Below are 19,450 nucleotides of genomic sequence, written 5' to 3'. Positions count from 1 at the left end.
CCACTTATCGTTGGGCTACGCCCTTCACAAGCTTGAGGAAGGAGAATTCTTTCGGGAAATTCGTTAAAGGATTTGTGAGTGGTATAAAAGAAGTAAAAGTCTGGAAGAAACGGATATAATCGGTTTCTTCCAGACTTTTTTTGCTTTCTTGTAATATAAAAAATTTATTTTTCCTACATGATTTAATTATCTGTTTTAATATTTGAATTTTTTGTGAAATTAAACGGAGTTTTTATTCTTCTTTAAATACATAATGTTACAAAATAGCGTAATTGTATTTACTTTATTTTTATAGGAGATTAAAAATAATAATAAATGTACCAATTTATGAGAGATATTAATATATTAATTGGTGATTTGTTCGTTTATCCCTATATTGCTATTATATTAGCGAGAACAATATATTGGGGGGACAAGAATGAATTTGAAATTAAAATCTAAATTGGAAAGATTAAGAAAAAGTAAAAAAGGAATTGGTGCTTGTGTTCTGGCTGCAGGGGTAACGGCTATTACTATGATTCCTCAAAGTGCTTATGCACATGGATTTGTTGAAAAGCCAAGTAGCCGTGCTGCTTTATGTAGTCAGAATTATGGGGCATTAAATTTAAATTGTGGAAATGTAATGTATGAACCTCAAAGTCTAGAAGCGCCTAAAGGGTTCCCAGATGGTGGACCGATTGATGGTAAAATCGCTTCGGCAGGAGGACTATTTGGAGGAACTCTTGACCAACAAACAACAAATCGTTGGTTCAAAAATAAAATTAAGGGTGGAGCAAATACATTTACATGGAAATATACAGCAGCACATTCTACAAGTAAATGGCATTATTACATTACAAAAAAGGGATGGGATCCTAATAAACCATTAACACGTGCTGAATTAGAACCAATTGGAACTGTGAAACATGACGGTTCGGCCGCATCAAATAATTTAACACATACAATTAATGTACCAACTGATCGTAATGGTTATCATGTTATTTTAGCTGTATGGGATGTAGCAGATACGTCAAATGCGTTTTATAATGTAATTGATGTAAATTTAGTAAATAATGAAACTCCTGATACAGTAGCTCCAACTCAACCAACTGAATTAAATGCCTCTAAAGTTTCTGCCAATAGTGTTGAAATAACATGGAAGGCCTCTACTGATAATATAGGTGTAAAAGAATATCAAGTGTTACGTAATGGAGAAGTAATTGATACGGTACCAGGTACAACTTTTATTGATAAAAAATTAAAAGCAGATACGGAATATACCTATACAATAAAGGCATTAGACTCTGCTGGGAACATATCAAAAGAAAGTGAAAAACTAAAGGTTAAGACAACACATGCAATCCCAGATATAGAGGCTCCAACTCAACCAAAAGGATTACATAGTATGGGTACAACAGCGACAACTGTTGACTTGATGTGGAGTCCGTCTGAAGATAATGTAGGCGTAGACCATTATATTGTATATAGAGAAAGCGCTGGGGTTATGAATAAAATTGGGACAGCGGCTAATACATCCTTTATGGATAAAGATTTGAAGGCTAATACATCGTATAAATATGTAGTGACGGCGGTTGATTTAGCTGGAAATGAATCTAGTAGAAGTGATGTTTTGAATGTAACAACAAAATCAGAGGATTCCACATATGAAAAATGGGATGCAAGAAAAGCATATACTAAGGGTGATAGAGTAGTACATGAGGGAAAAGTGTATGAAGCGGTTCAAGATCATCAAGGAAATGGTGACTCAAATTGGATTTTTGCCTTATCGCTTTGGAAGCCAGTTTTGAATAAATGATAAGGTGGAAAAGGTAGTTAACAATTTTGAATTTCTCTTTAAAAAGTAAGGGTCGTTCCAAACATGAATTATCTAATGGTTTAAATGGTATATTAATAAATTTAATCATCATCCTAATGTTAACGAATTAAAATCAAAAAAGAATCCGAATGGTATTCCATCAAAAAGGAATTCCATTTGGATTCTTTATTTTCTAATATGTAATAGCATATATTTTCACTGTGAATTTGCTAGTGGCACCAATTGGACTTGCAATATAATATTTAGTATTTGTGTAAGCTTCAGTCCTAGATCCATGTGAAATGTTTTTCCAACGAGTAGAATCTATTCCTAGGGGAACATCAATCATTACATTGAAAGAGATAGTAGAAGGATAATCCTTTTCTGAAGGCTCAATAACCCATTTTAATTCTTTGGTACCTACAGGTAAACTATCAATTTTAAAGTTTTGACTGGATCGATTTTGTTGCCCGGATAAAGGACTAGATTCAGATGGTATTTGCGAAATTAATATTTCTTTTTCATTAGAATGTATACCATTTAATTTAATGATACTATCAATTAAACCTGGACCAGGAAAATCAGCTGCGATGATACCAGAATGTTTAATTATGCCTTGTTGTAAGAGTTCGGTCCCAAGTGTATTCATTCCCCCATAGTATACTTGTCCGTTTCTATCGCGAGGGAAATCACTCCATGCATTTGTGGAATTCGTTTGAATCAATTTAGGACTACTATCAGTATTTCTGCTCTCTTTTCCGCTTGCAACAAACCAAGGATATACATTATTTAAAAATGCTGCTGCGCCTCCCGTACCACTAAAATGGTTGAGATGAATTTTTCCATTATTAAAATTAGTATTTGCATTTTGTAGATGGGTTTTTATCGCAATCCATTTTGCATATATTTCGTCTGGTCCGCTTCCAATTTCAAATTTATCTTGTATATTCAAACCTTCGTAATCAATACCGTACAATTGAGTAGATGTAAAGTTTTGTAAGATTACAATTTTCCCGCGGGTATCTCCTAAAGTAGGGTTATTTCTATCTGAAGTTGGTACGGAATTAGGATTCCAAAAATATGAAGCATTAACGTTTTTATATTTTAAAAATATCTCCTCAAATGATAGAGAGCCGCTTTCAGGAGTAGTTTCTTCTTTTAGGCGCATTAATATTGTTTCTGTTGGATAATCTTTTAAAAATTGAATTGTCTCTTTTAATACATCTTCAAACACAGCTTTTTGATTTACAATGCCATGATACATTGCAAAAGAATCTTTTACACGTTTAACACGCATATCTACATATCGGATTCCAGAATTTAATTGTTGGGATAGACTCATAGTTTGATTTCTTGTCAAATTTTCATCAAGAAAGCTTGCTCCATGTAAAGCCATTGTACCGTGAGTCCCTGGAATAGATATTTCACTTAATTTTGTAGAATCTTCTATTTTCGACATCCACGCTGGATTTTGATATCCTATATTGGATTCATAGGAATAACCTGAATGACTATCAGCTAAAATAGTAGATGGTGTACTTAAACTTGCTAGTGTAATACAGGTGAGGATGCTAATTTTAATGAAATTTCTCATTTTTATTTTCTTCATTTTATCTCTCCTGACCTTTAAACAATTGCTAGATGATTTTTTCCTATATTTATTGTTTTTCATTCTTAATATAATAAATTTTTGTATTTAAAAATAATTAAAAATAGGGGGAGTAAGTTATTTGAGACTTTAATAATTTGTTTTAATGAATTGTACCTAATAGCCAAACGGATTCTTGAAAAATCGAAGTATAGCCTCCAAAAAACAACTGTTTATCGTATTGTATACAAACAAAACAGAAGTCCTAAAAAAGACTTCTATTTTGTGACATATAATGAATGATAAGGTGGTAAACAAATCAAGATAATGTGAATGAGTGGTAAAAATTTATTAATAGCTGTTTTAGAATCTCTTATAACAAGGCTGATTACAAAAAATGAATCCCTACAATGCTAATAAAAATTGAAAAATTCTACTCATTAAAACTTAGACTAACTACAGTTGCGATTGATTGGGCTGCATGTTCCCAGCTTCCATCTATAACTTTACCAATCTGCTGACCAAGTGTATTTAAATCATTTGGATTAACTGGAATTCCATTATAAGCAGCAAGAATTGATAAAAGTGGAGCAGCAAATGGTGTCCAACCACCTCTATCAATACTAAATACAGGCTTATCTACTACTTTTCCATCTTGCACAGTAAACTCATAATAAAATTGATCATCTGGACGGAAACTTAAATGATGAGAAATTTGTCCCTTAACATATTTTTTTCCTGCACCTAGATTTACTACTTCTATTTCTTTTACGTTAAATTCATGCTCAAATACTTTGATTTTTTTGACTTCTGGACCGTTTAAGGCAGCTTGAACGGCTGTTTCCAAATTGTTTTGTGCAAAAGGTTGAATACTCTTTTGTGCTTCGTTTTGTTGGATAGGAGCTTCTTTTTCTGCAGCAAACACTGATGTGGTAGGTAGTGCACCTGTAGCTAATGTTGCTGCAAGTGCTGTTGTCATCATGATTTTCCTTTTCACCTTCATAGTTTTTCTTCCTCTCTAAAAGTTTTGATATATAATCTTTTAAAGACTGACATTGTGTAATATTTTATTTCATAATGCACAAAAAACGGGTTTAAGAATGATGTGGAATTATGTCAGAGAATTAAAATTAATTATATATGTATTTAAGATGATATATATCTACACATATTTTTTCAATTTTTAGACAAATGTAATGTTATGACTTCTTAAGAGTCAATTTAGTACCTTGTTTATCTATAGAAATCCTATAAATAAACTAATTTCATAGTGAATGTAATATATTTGATATTAAATGTCTTACATAATGATATAAAATTTCATATTTTTTTCTTTTTAAGAATGAAGCGATAAGGCTTCAAACCGCAAGGGATGCGGGGATAGCCTAGTCAATTAGAGTTTGAAAGAATCTTTACTTAGGAATCCCTCATTTCTAAATGAAGTGAAAGTGGGTGGAGTTCAAGGAGAGTAAGCTTTTGAACGATTTTTTAACTGTAATAATTTATCCATTTAGATATCTTAATACCCAGTAAGAATAGAATAATTAAAGCGTTACAAAACAACCATCCAGTTTTATTAATGATAAAGGATGGGTGTTTTCAGTATATAGGAAGTTAGGAAAAACTTGCCGACAAAAGTCTATATTAAAGACTGTCTAGCGTTTTTGTATGCTAAATCATTTTCTATAACTAAGAACTAATTATATATAGACTAATTCCTCAGACGAACAGTTAACAAATGACGGAATAGAAGAAAAATTGAAAAAAATAACCATATAGTGGTAGAATATGGTGGATTAATCTGTAGCTGATTAATCAATAAATCTAGTATTAAAGGGGGAATTAATTTGGGTAATAGGAATAAAAGAATGAAAATTTATTTTCAAAGGTTAATAGCTGTAAGTGTTTGTTTTTTGTTATTTTTTCTGGGGAGCAATTATTCAAAAGCCGAAACTTTTGCATCTATAACATTAAATCCTAAAGATGTAGAAGCATTCACCAATAAAGTGATTCCAGAGAAAATGAAAAAAGAAAATGCAGCTGGTGTAGCTCTTGTCGTTGTAAAGGATAATCAAATTCTATTTCAAAAGGGATTCGGATTTTCTGATAAAGAAAAGAATACTCCCATCGATCCTAAAAAAACAGTTTTTCGATTAGCATCAATATCAAAAGTTTTTACTGCAAGTGCTGTCATGCAGTTAGTTGAACAAGGAAAAATTGATTTAAATAAAGATATAGTAAATTATATGGGGGGATTAAAGTACCAAAATAACATGGGTGAACCAGTTACAATGGGACATTTACTTACCCATACAACAGGGTTTGATTACGTAGATCCTAGACCCGAGGACATCCATTATCAAGAAAATGATTATACAATGCTTAAAGATTATGTAGAAGATAATATGCCCACTGTAGTGAGAAAGCCCGGAGATACATATACATATGATAATTTTGCCTCTATGCTTCAAGGGTATATTGTTCAAAATCTGACAAACACACCTTTTTACAAATATATGGCCAAAAATATTTTTTACCCTCTAGAAATGCATAATAGTAGTTTTGTTATGACTAATTTTATTAAAGAAAAGTTGGCAACAGGATATGATGCTAAAGGTAATGCCATCCCATTTTATCAAACAAGACCAACAGATATGCCACAAGGGAGTATGTTTTCTACAGGGAGTGATGTAGCCAATTTCATGATTGCTCAATTGAATGATGGTAAATTTAAAAATAACCAAATACTACAAAAAGAAACTGTAGAAGATATGCAAAAAACAAAATTTGCTTTACATCCCAAATATCCTAATATGACATACGGATTTGAGTTCTTTTCACCGCAAAGTCATAATGGACAATATGTGTTTGGTAAAGGTGGAAATATACCAGGTTTTTCATCTTTAATGTGGTTAATTCCAGAGCATAAAATTGGAGTTTTTGTTGTTACAAATAAAGATAGTTCAGCACTACCTGTTGAAGTATTTGATGATTTTATGAATCAATATTTCCCAGATAAAACAAAGCCTGAATATTTAAACCCTAATGAAGAAGAATTAAAGAAATTTGAAGGGGTTTACCGAGATTTGAGATTAAAAAACCTAATGTCACATGTAAACATAAGTGAAGGGAAGTTATATGTAAGTGATAAAGTATATGGTAAACAGGAGCTAAAACAAATAGACCCTTTACTATTTGAAGATGAAAAAGGGAATTATATGGCATTTAAACTTCACAAAGATGGTACCGTAAAAGAAATGATACATTGGAACTCTGGCAGCTCAGCAGTGAAGTTAAGTGAGCCTGAGAGATTTAAAGACGTAGATGAAAATCATCCATATGCTAAGTTTATAAATCCTTTACATCAATACGAGGTATTACAAGCAAATAAGGAGGGGAATTTTACTCCAGAATCTTCTCTTACACGAGCAGAATTTGCATATTGGTTATCTCAAATTGCTTACTTTACGCCACCTTCAAAAAAAGAACCAGTGTTTTCTGATGTGAAAAATCATCCTTATGCACCACATATTCAAAAGTTATATGAAATTGGTATTTTATATGAAAAAGAAGGGAAACAATTCCATCCAGACCGTGCAATTACTAGACAAGAAGCAGCATGGATTACCTGGCAGTATTTAAAAATGTTAGGAGCGCCATCTGCAGATGCAACTTTAAAGGGAGAAACTGATGATTGGGCAATAGAATCCGTGAAAAACATTGTAGGTCATCGCTTAGTAGGGCCTGAGGTTATATATAATGAAGATGGATCAGCAGATTATCTATCAAAACAAAGTATGAAACGACAAGAGGCAGCTGCATTGTTATTTTACGTTTTGTTATCTAGTTAATTTGTATAGAGGTAAATTTCACAAAAAGAAAAAATCTAAAGAGCTTGAAATAATAAAAAGAAAAAGATTAGTCTTCGACCAATGATTTATCGTAACAAACAGGGAGGGATGAGTTATAACCATACTCTAAATCTTAAGTAGAGCTGTTATTAGAAGGATTTCTTAAGTGTTTTGTAATGTAAGGAGCTCCTTTCAGGGGAGCTTTTTTTATGTTATTATTAATAATTTCATGTACCGCAATTATTAATAATAACATAAAAATCTACAATAAGGGGGTTCAATCCAAGTTAGGTAAAACTAGGTCACAGTCATACATTAGTTACCGCTTTTCTTTTTTTGAAGAAGATATTTGTATTTTGGCTAGCGCGACATTGCTATCAAGTTAAGATTATACAAAGTCAATTTAAGGCGGAATTGTTTCCTTTTTCTAAAGGGAGAGTATATTGCTCTATCTATTGTAAATGATTTTGAATCCGATAGATCTTTTATTCTTGGCATAAAATTAAATCTTAATAAATGGGTAAATCAAAAATCTATTTTGTGAAACCGACTCTGTCTGTATGCAACAATAGGACTTTACTTGGAGTGATAGGTATGATAGGCTCGTTATTCGGAAAAAATTCCAATTGAAAAAAGCACATCCATAGAGGAGGATTGGTAACCATGAGTGATAAAGTACTTATTGTGGAAGATGAACGCGAAATTGCCGATTTGGTTGAGCTGTATTTGAAAAACGAGAATTATACGGTTTTCAAATACTATACCGCCAAAGAAGCATTGGAATGTATAGATAAGAATGTGCTTGACCTTGCAATATTGGATATCATGCTTCCCGACGTAAGTGGTCTCACTATCTGTCAAAAAATAAGGGACAAGCACACCTATCCAATTATCATGTTGACGGCGAAAGATACGGAAGTAGATAAAATTACAGGGCTAACAATTGGTGCGGACGATTATATTACAAAACCCTTTCGCCCACTAGAGTTAATTGCGCGAGTCAAGGCGCAGTTACGCCGATATAAAAAATACAATGGAGTAACGGCACAGAACGAGAATGTTATCGTTCACTCTGGTCTTGTCATTAATATAAGCACGCATGAGTGTTCTCTGAACGAGAAGCCGTTATCTCTCACTCCCACCGAGTTTTCAATCCTGCGTATCCTCTGTGAAAACAAGGGGAATGTGGTTAGCTCTGAGCAGCTGTTTCATGAGATATGGGGTGACGAATATTTCAGCAAGAGCAATAACACTATCACCGTGCATATCCGACATCTGCGAGAAAAGATGAACGACACGGTTGATAATCCGAAGTATATAAAAACGGTATGGGGGATCGGATATAAAATTGAAAAATAAAAATAAGAATAAAAAAATCGATTATTCAAAATTAAAACGAAAACTCTACCAATATATCCTTACGATTGTCATGGCAGCAGTTGTATTTGTGCTATTTGTACGTCTATTTATCCAAGGGACACTTGGAGAGTGGATCGTACGTTTTTTGGAAAACAGTTATCATTTAGAGCGTTGGGATGCAATGATAATATATCAGTATACTATACGGAACAATATAGAAATTTTTATTTATGTGGCGGTTGCCATTAGTATTCTTATTCTATGCCGAGTTATGCTTTTAAAATTTGTAAAATACTTTGAAGAGATAAATACCGGTATTGATATACTTATTCAGAACGAAGATAAACAAATTGAGCTTTCTGCGGAAATGGAGTTCATGGAACAGAAGCTCAACACATTAAAGCGAACCCTTGAAAAGCGAGAGCATGATGCAAAGGTGGCCGAACAAAGGAAAAATGAAGTTGTTATGTACTTGGCACACGATATTAAAACGCCTCTTACATCAGTTATCGGTTATCTGATACTGCTTGACGAGGCACCAGACATGCCAAGAGAGCAAAAGGCAAAGTACGTGCATATTACGTTAGACAAAGCGTATCGCCTGGAACAGCTAATCGACGAGTTTTTTGAGATTACGCGATATAACCTTCAAACGATTACGCTCACGAAAAAGCACATAGACCTATACTATATGCTGGTGCAAATGACTGATGAATTTTATCCCCAGCTTGCTGCGAAGGGGAAACAGGTGGTACTCCATGCTTCTGAAGATTTGACCGTATTTGGTGACCCTGATAAGCTAGCGAGGGTCTTTAACAATATTTTGAAAAACGCCGCTGTATACAGCGAGAACGACAGCGTAATTGACATTACGGCGGACCTCTCCGATGATGTGGTATCCATCGTTTTTGAGAACGCCGGAAACATCCCGAAAGATAAACTCGCTACCATATTTGAAAAGTTTTACAGATTGGATGATGCCCGTTCTTCTGATACGGGCGGCGCGGGACTTGGATTGGCGATTGCAAAAGAAATCATTGTTCAGCATGGCGGACAGATTTACGCGGAAAGTAATGATAACTCTACGACTTTCACGGTAGAACTTCCAGTCTTCCAAGACTCGGTTAATAAAGGGGGTTCTTAGAAAATAATCACTGTTTCTTAAGAAATTCTTAAGGTTATCTCTACTTTTTCTTAGGAAATTAACAATTTAATATTAAAAAATGGCTCGTTCTTATGCGGTAGACTTAAACCATAAGAACGAGCTTTTTTTATTTCGTCAAAGAAAGATATGATAACTTATGCGTGGATTAAAATAGCTTACATGTTTAGAAAAAGAGTGACACAAATATTTCTTTTCCTTTTAGCGAATTGTGTCAAATGAGCAATCTGCTGTTTTGGATGTTCCTGCACACACCACTGGATAGAGTATCTCCATATAGATATAGCATCGCTTTGCAGAAAGTAATCGTTAAGAGTTACATATCCGAAATCTTCAGCGTTGAATCAGCGTGACATTATCATCAAGTCATTTGCTTAAGGAGGAAGCTGAAAATGAAGAAGTGGTGTTTTTTCAGAATAAAGTAGAGGTTCAAAAATATGATCAAAATCACAAAGATAACATAGATAATACAGGGACTACCTTAATTATTCAAAAGAAAGAGATTGTAAAAGAACACATCTATCAAGGGAATCTGCTCTTAATTAACAGTAAATATCCTATGCGCCAAGAGGGTGTGAAATCAGATATCGTAAATTTATCTAAACATAATGAATTGATAAACGGATACGGGCTGCTTAATACAAATATTTATTTATCAAAAGAAATAGCAAAAAATTTTCAGAGATGATTAATAATGTTGTAAAGCAAGGCATTAATCAATTTTTAATTAATAGTGGTTATTGTGACTTTGATGAGCAAAGTAGACTTTACCATGAGATGGGGGCTGATTATCCTTACCAGCAGGTTATAGTGAACATAATTCAGGTTTATCACTTGATGTAGGATCAGGCTTAACGCAAATGGACCGAGCACCTGAAGGGAAGTGGATAGAAAAAAATGCTTGGAAATACGGCTTTATCTTACGCTATCCCTCGGATAAAACGGATGTTACAGGTATTCAATATGAACCTTGGCATATTCGCTATGTCGGTTTGCCTCACAGTACGATTATGCAAAAAATGAATTTAGCCTTAGAAGAATACCTGAATTATTTAAAAGAAGAAGAGAGCATTTCAGCAAGTATTGAGGGGGAAAATATACGATGTCATATTATCCCTTTTTTCAAAACAAGACAATTGACGTTGAAATACCATTAAACTAATTTTGTGAAATATCTGTAAATAATATAGATGGGGTAATTATGACCACCAGTTCTTGAATTATATTCTAAAATGACAAAGTTATAGATTACAATGTAAAGTTAGGAGATTTTAAATGCATTCAGGAGTTTTGATTAATTATTTATATACTTATTTTTTTACTATTATTTTTTGTATAATGTTTCAAATTGGATTTTATTTTAAAACGAAAAAAAATATATCTATTCAGCATTTTCTATGGGTTTATGTTTTTCTATTCTACCTTTCACTAGTGTATAAGGTGACGCAGATAGGGACTATATGGGACATAGGTAGATACGAGACATTAATTCGTGCAAATCAAATTAACTTGATTCCATTTGCTTCTGAAGGTATGACTACTTATGTCTTAAACATTTTACTGTTTATGCCATTAGGTTTTTTATTGCCGACTATTTGGCCACAGTTTAGAAGAATGAAAAGTACTGCCTATGCTGGATTCGGTTTTTCATTGGCTATTGAGTTAGGTCAATTGCTAGATAATAGAATTACAGATATTGATGATTTATCTATGAACACCCTGGGAGCAATTATTGGGTATTTATTATATAGAGTATTATTCAAAATGTTATATAAAAGAGATAAAAAAAAGATTGATAATAATATTTCTCTAGTAATAAAATACGAGGCTATTTTTTATTTAGTTTGCTCATTTGTAGGTATGATGTTAATTTATTATCCAGTTGTATTTAGACGGCCTTTAATCCTTCAATAAGGTGATTAAGATGCTGTCAGATAATTATATACATATAGTAAATTGATTCTTAAATAATAGGATATCACAAATACCCATTTATATTAAATTCTCATAGAAATCTTTCAAAACTATTCTTATTGAAGGTTGAGTGGTTATTGAATTGATTTCTATTGCTCCCGTTTTATATCATAGTACCAGCCTTTAATTAACAATTATATCCATTGCGAAAAAATAAGATAGGCTTTAATATTTACCAGTATTTAAATGCCGAAAATTGTTTAAGGCATTTCAACCAAAATTTAAGAGGAGCATACAATGAACAAACTAAAAAGGTTATTGAAACGTAAAACGACTTGGATAATTCTTATCCTATTCGCATTTGTTTATGTAAATAACAGTTCTTTTTTTGCTAAGAGGGACGATGGAACTCCTCTTCTTCTTGCTCACCGAGGACTTTCGCAAACATTTAGCATGGAAGAGATTGAGAGCGATACATGTACAGCAGAACGTATAAATAAACCTGAACATTCTTATTTAGAAAATACAATTCCATCTATGGAAGCGGCATTTAAAGCTGGAGCTGATCTAGTAGAGTTTGATGTTCAACTAACTAAAGATAATAATTTTGTTATTTTTCACGACTGGACTCTTGATTGCCGTACTAATGGTAAAGGTGTTACAAGAGATTTTACAACAAAAGAACTACAAGCACTTGATATTGGTTACGGTTATACAGCTGATGGGGGTAAAACATTCCCGTTTCGTGGCAAAGGGACTAATCTTATGCCAACACTTGATGAAGTACTTACCCATTTTCCAGACCGTTCTTTTCTTATTCATATTAAAAGTGATGATGAAAATGAAGGAATCCAATTGGCTACTTACCTCAAGAAATTACCAGCGAAGCGCCTTGATCAACTAACTGTATATGGTGGCGATAAACCAATTGCTGCGATAAAAGAGCGCATCCCTAGTTTACGAACAATGTCAAAAGCAACCATGAAAAAGGATCTTCTTACTTATATTGCATTAGGGTGGACTGGCTACATGCCTTCAAGCTTGAAGCATGGAGAGTTACATATACCAGACAAAGTAGCTCCTTGGCTTTGGGGATGGCCAAATCGTTTTCTTAATCGAATGGATAAAGCAGATACTAGAGTTATCGTTGTAGGAGGAAATGGATTTGGATTTTCAAGTGGATTTGACTCATCTGAAGATATAAAACGCCTTCCTGATGATTATACAGGTGGAATTTGGACAAATCGCATTGATAAAATAGCACCTGTATTTAAAAAATAAGGGATAATATAACAGTCGAAGTTCTTTCATCTGTTTAACCATTTGTATTTTAAAAGAAGACTTATTAATAATTTTAAAGGTTTATATACCGATAAACACCCCTGATTTCCTATGAACAATGGAAATCAGGGGTGTTTTTTGGATGAATGGAACTTATTTTATTTATATTCAAACAGAAGTACGAAAACGATTAAATAATTACTCGCAGGATGTAAAAAATGAGCTGAATTCTCATAAATAACTAACTGTAGAAAAGAAAATTTTTCGTTTGGGGGTACTTTAAAAATCTTGGGTTGATGGATGTTTGGCGGTACCCCATCGCTATCAAGCTAAGACTTTCGTCTACCTCCTAAATGAAAAGATACGATCTATTCTTTCTATCGAAACATAAGAATAGATTGTATTTTTATGTCTAAATTTATATTTCATATACAAATCCAATTCAGTCCTATAGGTTCCCTACAAAGAAGAATGGAATTACATCTATTTATAGTGATTTTTAAGCATTGCAAAATAGAGCATATAAATATAACGTTCTATTAAGTTTAAAAGAAATTTATATTATATTTATAATAAATGGATATGGGATATAACAATATGGGATGAACTTTCATATTAAATTTATCAAAAAAGAAAGAGGAAAATGAGAGATGAAAATCAGTTCAAACATAAATAACAGGTTTTATCCTTTAAATACTACAGTTTTAAATAATAAATCTTTAAGTACTACAACTTCACGTATAGTGAACAATAATCAAAAATATATTCCTGAAAGTAAGACTAGGGATAATCAACTTTCCGAAAAAAGTATAGAACAACATATCAATAACAAATATAATGCAATTAACTCACAGGGGCTCAGTATATTTGAATTTCTTAAAATGTTATTGGATATGGGTATACCTATGTCAATAATTACAGAAATATTGGTGGGAATGTTAGAGGGGCATAGTAAGAAGAATGAAGAAGCGGAGAAAGAGACAGAAAAAGGAACAGAGAACGAATTAGTAAAAGGGTTAGAAAAAAGAATAGAGAACGAATTAGAAAAAGGATTAAGTAACATTCAGAAAGAATAACAATTTTTAGATTTTTATTGTATCAAGTATTCAAAATCCTTTTTAAATATCTACTTATCTTTTGGTTGTTTCTCTTACTCTTCTTTAAAGTGTAAAAGTACGCTATTCTTTCTGTAGAATTATGGGAAAGGATGGCGTTTTTTATGTCTGTTTCTGTGTCTGATAAATTACAACTATTTGTTCAAGGGATTCAGAGTGCCCTATCTCCAAATGTCTTACGGGTTCTTGCTGGAGATGCTGATTTTGTACAACGAACCAGTAAGAACCAAGCAAAAGATTTAGTCGCTTTATGTATATGGATGAGTCAAAATATCGCTACAACCTCTTTAGCTCAGTTATCTAGCTGTTTAGAAGCATCCACAGAAGTACTCATTAGTCCGGAAGGGCTGAATCAACGGTTTAATAAATCAGCCGTTCAGTTTTTACAACATATATTGACTAATCCATGCCCATCAACCGAAGAAATTCATTCTTCCTCAAAAAGAAAAAAATGACCTGAATTCTCATAAATAATGGTTGTAGTTATATAAAATTTTTGTTTTAGGGATACCTCAAAGTGTTAGCTTAATAAGAATAATCCTTAGCCTCCTTTAGATATAAAAGGGGCTTTTTTACATATGAAATCACATGGGTCTTTAAAGATAGCCTGGGGCGTAGAGAGAAACTGTGATTAAAGTAAGATAGGACAAAGACTAGCATTGAGAAATATAAAAAATGGAAGTAACAAAGGGGATTTACGCATAAAGTAATATTGATGGTTAAATTAACAAAATTTTCATTTTAATCAAATAAATACATGGTGTTTTTAAATTATAATAATGTTACTAGGATGAAAATACAGCTACTAATTAATTAATTAAAAATCAATTTTAGATAGGAAGAGGATAATGAAGACCAGAGATAGTTATAAAATTATTGTAATTGGTGCTGGGACTGCAGGACTATCTTCTACTGCACATTTATTACGAAATGTACCCCTATTGAAAGAAAGTATAGCAATTATTGATCCATCAAAAAAACATTACTTTCAGCCACTATGGAGTTTAGTGGGGGGAGGAATTGTTTCAAAGGAAAGTACGATGCGTAATCAGGAATCGCTTATTCCAAAAGGGGCAACGTGGATCCCTAAAAGTGTTGTTAAGTTATTTCCATCTGAAAATAAGATACTTTTAGATGACGGACTGCTACTTGAGTATGAAATTCTTATTGTAGCAGCCGGTATACAAATAAATTGGGACGGTATTAAAGGTTTAAAGGAATCTATCGGGACTAATGGCGTTTGTAGTAATTACTCCTATAAATATGTTGATTCTACATGGAGAGAAATTGAAAAATTTAAAGGAGGAAATGCGGTTTTTACCCACCCCAATACTCCTATTAAATGCGGTGGTGCTCCACAAAAAATTATGTACTTAGCAGAGGAGTATTTTTGTAATAGTGGTGTAAGAAACAGAAGTGAAGTAATGTTTTATTCTGCAAACAATAACATATTTCAGGTTCCACGATATGCAAATACTTTAGAACAAGTACTAGAAAGAAAGCAAATTATAACGAATTATAATAAAAATTTAGTGGAAATTATCGCCGAAAAGAGAGAGGCAATTTTTGAAGATACGCAAACACTAAAAAGAGAAACCGTACCGTATAGTATGATACATGTTGTTCCACCAATGGGGCCACCTAATTTTATTAAAGAGAGTGAGATAAGTGATCATCAGGGGTGGGTAGATATAAGCCCGTATACTTTGCAGCATGTGCAATATAAAAATATTTTTGGAATTGGAGATTGTACCAATTTACCTACCTCTAAAACTGGAGCAGCAATTCGAAAACAAATACCCGTCTTAAAACAAAATATTATGGACGTACTTAGCGGAAGAGATTTACAGGCTAAATATGATGGATATACATCATGTCCGATTGTTACAGGTTATAAAAGCCTTATACTCGCTGAATTTAACTATGAACATGAGCCTCAAGAAACGTTTCCGTTTAATCAAGCGAAAGAACGATATAGTATGTTTTTACTTAAAAGATATATGTTGCCCTATATGTATTGGAATTTTATGTTGAAAGGGATCCTATAAGAGAAAAGAGAAAGTGGTTATAAAAATTGAAAAGTAATTTGAAATAACTAATTGGAGGGAATAGCTATGCTTTTAAAATATTTTTATGATGAAAAATTAGCACATGCTTCCTATTTAGTCGGTTGTCAGAAAGAAGGCGTAGCAATTGTAATTGATCCGGGTCGCTATATAGAACAATATATAGCGTTTGCTAAGAAAGAGGGGATGGAAGTAATTGCTGCGGCTGAAACTCACATTCATGCAGATTTTCTTTCTGGGTCTAGAGAAATTTCTACTCTTTATCATGCCAATTTATATGTATCTGATGAAGGTGATTGTGATTGGAAATATCAATATCTTAACGAAGGTCGATATAATTTGGTTAGAGAGGGGACAGAGTTTAAAGTAGGTCATATAAAATTTAATGTAATTCACACACCAGGGCATACACCTGAAAGTATTTCTTTTTTAGTAACTGATACAAGTCAAAATAACTATACGAATGATAAGCCAATAGGAATATTCACAGGTGATTTTATATTTGTTGGAGATATAGGAAGACCCGATTTATTAGAGACTGCTGTAGGTATGAAAGATACCGCAAAAATAGGAGCGAAACAATTATTTGATTCTATACAAAAAATAAAAACACTCCCTGATTATTTACAAATATGGCCATCACATGGTGCAGGAAGCGCATGTGGAAAAGCATTAGGAGCAATTCCGACTTCTACCTTAGGTTATGAAAAGATGTTCAATTGGGCATTTCAGTGTAATGAAGAAAGTGATTTTGTATCGACTTTATTGACGGGACAGCCAGAGCCTCCAGGGTATTTTTCTTTAATGAAGAATTTAAATAAGTATGGTCCTCCAATTCGTAAGAAAAGAAAAGTTTTTGCTATTAAAACAGTAGAAGAACTTCAAGAAGTTATGAGGAGCGTTCAGCAAATAGTTGATATAAGGGATGTAGAGAGTTTTGCTTCTTGTCACATTGAGAAATCAATTAACATACCGTATAACAATTCCTTCACAACCTGGTGTGGATGGTTACTAGATTATAAAACAGAAACTTTAATCATTCTAGATGAGGAAAAGGTTAGAGTGGAGGAGGTTATTAGAGACTTTGAATCTATTGGGCTAGATAATATTATTGCTATTGCACCCTTACAAGTTATACAAAGACTTGATAGATTTGAAAGTTACAAAGAAAAAACATCGATTAAATTATATCCGCATATAAAGGATGGTAGCGTTAAGGTTATCGATGTACGTAGTATAAAAGAGTGGGGGGAAGGACATCTTCATGATGCAATACATATCCCTTTAGGAAATCTATTTAAGCAGCTAGATTGCATACCAAAAGATTGCCCAATCGTTTTACAATGTCGAACCGGATTGCGTTCCGCTATAGCAGCTAGTATTTTACAAAGAGCTGGTATAAAGGAAGTAGTGAATTTAAAGGGAGGATTTCTTGCATGGAAAAAAGAAGGGCTTCCTTATACAACAAGCAATCTCGATGCGCAGGAAAATATTATATTAGGTAAGAATAAATAAAAAAAGTTATAGATGAGGTGTTAGACACATGCCCATCAAGCTAAGGGTGGGTCTTTCATGAACTTCCGTTCTTGTTGCCTACATGCTTGATAATTTGTTTATTTGTTCTTAAAAATACGCATACCAAATAAACCTTGATAAGGTGTATTTTTAAATATTATGCAGTTTTCTGCTTTAGATTGGATACAGTACACTGATAAACGACACCTAAAATATCAAAGACTGTCTTTTTCTCATATCGATGCGATTTCCGTCCGTTTTTCTGTAAGAGGTCAAACAGACGAAGGAAAATTTTTGATACTTCTTGGGTGTCTTTTTGTATAGATTCATACACTAGTTGCAGATAATCTTGAATCATATAAATTGCTTTATATTCACTTAATTCTTTTTGTTTTTTCTGTAGTAACAGCTGTCGCATTTTGAACATAGTGGAAGAACAAAGAAAAATAGCAATTAACTGTCCATAAAGATGACATTCTAGACGCTCTCGCTTAATATTGTGACAATGATTGATACCAAAAAGAGATTTCCATGTTTTAAATACAATCTCTATTTGCCAACGTAGAGAGTAAATCTCGTGAACATGTTCCATCGGAACAATTTCCCATGGGATGTTGGTAATATAAACATTGATTTCTGTTAAACGTTTACTTTTTTCAGAGTATGTAACCCCTTTTTTCTTTTCAACATAAGTTTGCTGTTTCCTACGCTTATGAACTTGAGCTGATGTGAGTCTGTATATTACAACTCGTGAGGGTAATTTTTGTTGTCCAACATAGGCATTTCGGATTTCATAAGTATCTCCGGTTTTATCTGATGCATGATATGTTCAAGGTCAAGTAAAGCATATAAAGATTGCTTTTTTACTGACCCATCCCGAAAGAATTCTGGAGATTCATTTTTAACATATACTCTATTATTTAATTTCAACCGCGAAACATAGAATACCCCTCGCTGATCCATCTGGTCTAAATCTTTTAGAGAAAAGTATCCTAAATCTCGAATACATAAATCTCCTGGTCGTAAGGTATCCAAACATTCTGTACCAAAGGTTTTATCATTATTTTTACCTGGTTCCATTTGAAAATTGAGGAATTTCCCACTATGTAAATCATACTCTAGTTGAATCTTAATACCAGCTGTCTGTGCACATCCTCCTGAACCAGGATAAATAGAAGCTAAATGGTTGGGTACTTGAAAAATAGTAGCATCTAAAATACGTATACGTTGAAAATAAGAAATGTATTGGTTTGAGATTTGAGAAGAATCATTTAGTTTACTTTGGATTAAAAGGGAAAATACACGCTGTAGAAATAAAACAGCACAACGGTTAAAATGTTGATTAAGTCCTTCTGGACTCATAAGTGTAGCTGTATTTGCATAAAGCTGACTACATAATCGAGTCAGAGAATCGCTTGCTACTTGTTGACTAATCCAGATACATAATGCAGTCAAATCTCGTGCACCATACTTACTTTTACGTTTTACAAAACCTGTCTCTTGTGCAAGCTGTTGAAGAATATGTGGAGATAGATATCGCTGTAGTTCTTCAGCGAACAAATGAAACTCATCTTGAATCGATAGATTCATACAAAAACGCCACCCTTTCTGTATATTTCTACAAAAAGAATAACGCTTTCTATGAATTATGGGTATAAATTCATCTTAGGTTGATAGTAATGTGGCAATACCCCACATCCATCAACTTAAGGGATATTTTCAAACAAAATGTGGTTTTTTCATGTAATTTTTTATTATCTTTTGTAGTTTTTATAAAAGTAGGCATATCAAATAAACCCTGACG

Annotated in this window: 11 protein-coding genes and 3 pseudogenes; 11 read left to right on the top strand and 3 right to left on the bottom strand. The window is 33.0% G+C overall.

What is annotated here, in order from left to right:
* Nucleotides 1–418 precede the first annotated feature (418 nt).
* On the top strand, nucleotides 419–1,795 hold the full coding sequence (locus tag ACTFSL_RS27750) for a lytic polysaccharide monooxygenase (protein WP_063538544.1): 1,377 nt from the start codon (nucleotides 419–421) through the stop codon (nucleotides 1,793–1,795).
* Between the two features lie 193 nt (nucleotides 1,796–1,988).
* Here the strand turns inward: ACTFSL_RS27750 and ACTFSL_RS27745 are convergent, their stop codons facing one another.
* Entirely contained in the window at nucleotides 1,989–3,404 is a 1,416-nt protein-coding gene (locus tag ACTFSL_RS27745) for a phosphatidylinositol-specific phospholipase C (RefSeq protein WP_063538546.1), read from the bottom strand.
* 412 nt (nucleotides 3,405–3,816) lie between these two features.
* A complete protein-coding gene (locus tag ACTFSL_RS27740) occupies nucleotides 3,817–4,386 on the bottom strand; it encodes a methyltransferase (protein WP_088338325.1) in 570 nt (189 codons plus the stop codon).
* 865 nt (nucleotides 4,387–5,251) lie between these two features.
* Here ACTFSL_RS27740 and ACTFSL_RS27735 point away from each other — a divergent pair.
* From ACTFSL_RS27735 to ACTFSL_RS27690, 10 genes and pseudogenes are all read left to right on the top strand, one after another.
* A complete protein-coding gene (locus tag ACTFSL_RS27735; protein WP_063538993.1) occupies nucleotides 5,252–7,234 on the top strand; it encodes a serine hydrolase in 1,983 nt (660 codons plus the stop codon).
* Nucleotides 7,235–7,897: 663 nt separating this feature from the next.
* Nucleotides 7,898–8,593 (top strand): vancomycin resistance response regulator transcription factor VanR-A, encoded by a 696-nt coding sequence (gene vanR-A, locus ACTFSL_RS27730; protein ID WP_001281108.1) that lies wholly within the window; start codon nucleotides 7,898–7,900, stop codon nucleotides 8,591–8,593.
* Complete coding sequence (gene vanS / locus ACTFSL_RS27725; RefSeq protein ID WP_088338326.1) at nucleotides 8,583–9,737, top strand: vancomycin resistance histidine kinase VanS; 1,155 nt, start codon at nucleotides 8,583–8,585, stop codon at nucleotides 9,735–9,737. Before vanR-A ends, vanS begins: the two co-directional genes overlap by 11 nt.
* A gap of 388 nt (nucleotides 9,738–10,125) precedes the next feature.
* Nucleotides 10,126–10,917 (top strand): annotated as a pseudogene (gene vanY / locus ACTFSL_RS27720) (VanY-A/VanY-F/VanY-M family D-Ala-D-Ala carboxypeptidase).
* A 113-nt stretch (nucleotides 10,918–11,030) separates the two neighbouring features.
* On the top strand, nucleotides 11,031–11,669 hold the full coding sequence (locus ACTFSL_RS27715) for a VanZ family protein (RefSeq protein ID WP_063538552.1): 639 nt from the start codon (nucleotides 11,031–11,033) through the stop codon (nucleotides 11,667–11,669).
* A gap of 297 nt (nucleotides 11,670–11,966) precedes the next feature.
* Entirely contained in the window at nucleotides 11,967–12,950 is a 984-nt protein-coding gene (locus tag ACTFSL_RS27710) for a glycerophosphodiester phosphodiesterase family protein (RefSeq protein ID WP_088338327.1), read from the top strand.
* A gap of 650 nt (nucleotides 12,951–13,600) precedes the next feature.
* A complete protein-coding gene (locus ACTFSL_RS27705; protein WP_088338328.1) occupies nucleotides 13,601–14,026 on the top strand; it encodes a hypothetical protein in 426 nt (141 codons plus the stop codon).
* 143 nt (nucleotides 14,027–14,169) lie between these two features.
* A pseudogene (locus ACTFSL_RS27700) lies at nucleotides 14,170–14,463 on the top strand (IS4 family transposase); the annotation flags it as partial.
* Between the two features lie 450 nt (nucleotides 14,464–14,913).
* Nucleotides 14,914–16,113: an FAD/NAD(P)-binding oxidoreductase gene (locus ACTFSL_RS27695; protein WP_063538560.1), complete on the top strand. Its 1,200-nt coding sequence runs from the start codon at nucleotides 14,914–14,916 to the stop codon at nucleotides 16,111–16,113.
* A gap of 66 nt (nucleotides 16,114–16,179) precedes the next feature.
* Nucleotides 16,180–17,646 (top strand): MBL fold metallo-hydrolase, encoded by a 1,467-nt coding sequence (locus ACTFSL_RS27690; protein WP_088338329.1) that lies wholly within the window; start codon nucleotides 16,180–16,182, stop codon nucleotides 17,644–17,646.
* Nucleotides 17,647–17,803: 157 nt separating this feature from the next.
* Here the strand turns inward: ACTFSL_RS27690 and ACTFSL_RS27685 are convergent.
* Nucleotides 17,804–19,236, bottom strand: a pseudogene (locus ACTFSL_RS27685) (IS4 family transposase).
* Between the last annotated feature and the right edge of the window lie 214 nt (nucleotides 19,237–19,450).

The sequence above is a fragment of the Bacillus cereus group sp. MYBK108-1 genome (genome assembly GCF_051917185.1).
GTDB classification, from domain to species: domain Bacteria; phylum Bacillota; class Bacilli; order Bacillales; family Bacillaceae_G; genus Bacillus_A; species Bacillus_A cereus.
The sequence above is the reverse complement of the archived record's forward strand: the minus strand, read 5'-3'. Positions and strand labels throughout refer to the sequence as shown.

Bases quoted from the DNA above. Each gene is read 5' to 3' on its own strand.
- ACTFSL_RS27750 (WP_063538544.1), top strand. From the start codon at position 419: ATGAATTTGAAATTAAAATCTAAATTGGAAAGATTAAGAAAAAGTAAA.
- ACTFSL_RS27745 (WP_063538546.1), bottom strand. From the start codon at position 3,404: ATGAAGAAAATAAAAATGAGAAATTTCATTAAAATTAGCATCCTCACC.
- ACTFSL_RS27740 (WP_088338325.1), bottom strand. From the start codon at position 4,386: ATGAAGGTGAAAAGGAAAATCATGATGACAACAGCACTTGCAGCAACA.
- ACTFSL_RS27735 (WP_063538993.1), top strand. From the start codon at position 5,252: ATGAAAATTTATTTTCAAAGGTTAATAGCTGTAAGTGTTTGTTTTTTG.
- vanR-A (WP_001281108.1), top strand. From the start codon at position 7,898: ATGAGTGATAAAGTACTTATTGTGGAAGATGAACGCGAAATTGCCGAT.
- ACTFSL_RS27715 (WP_063538552.1), top strand. From the start codon at position 11,031: ATGCATTCAGGAGTTTTGATTAATTATTTATATACTTATTTTTTTACT.
- ACTFSL_RS27710 (WP_088338327.1), top strand. From the start codon at position 11,967: ATGAACAAACTAAAAAGGTTATTGAAACGTAAAACGACTTGGATAATT.
- ACTFSL_RS27705 (WP_088338328.1), top strand. From the start codon at position 13,601: ATGAAAATCAGTTCAAACATAAATAACAGGTTTTATCCTTTAAATACT.
- ACTFSL_RS27695 (WP_063538560.1), top strand. From the start codon at position 14,914: ATGAAGACCAGAGATAGTTATAAAATTATTGTAATTGGTGCTGGGACT.
- ACTFSL_RS27690 (WP_088338329.1), top strand. From the start codon at position 16,180: ATGCTTTTAAAATATTTTTATGATGAAAAATTAGCACATGCTTCCTAT.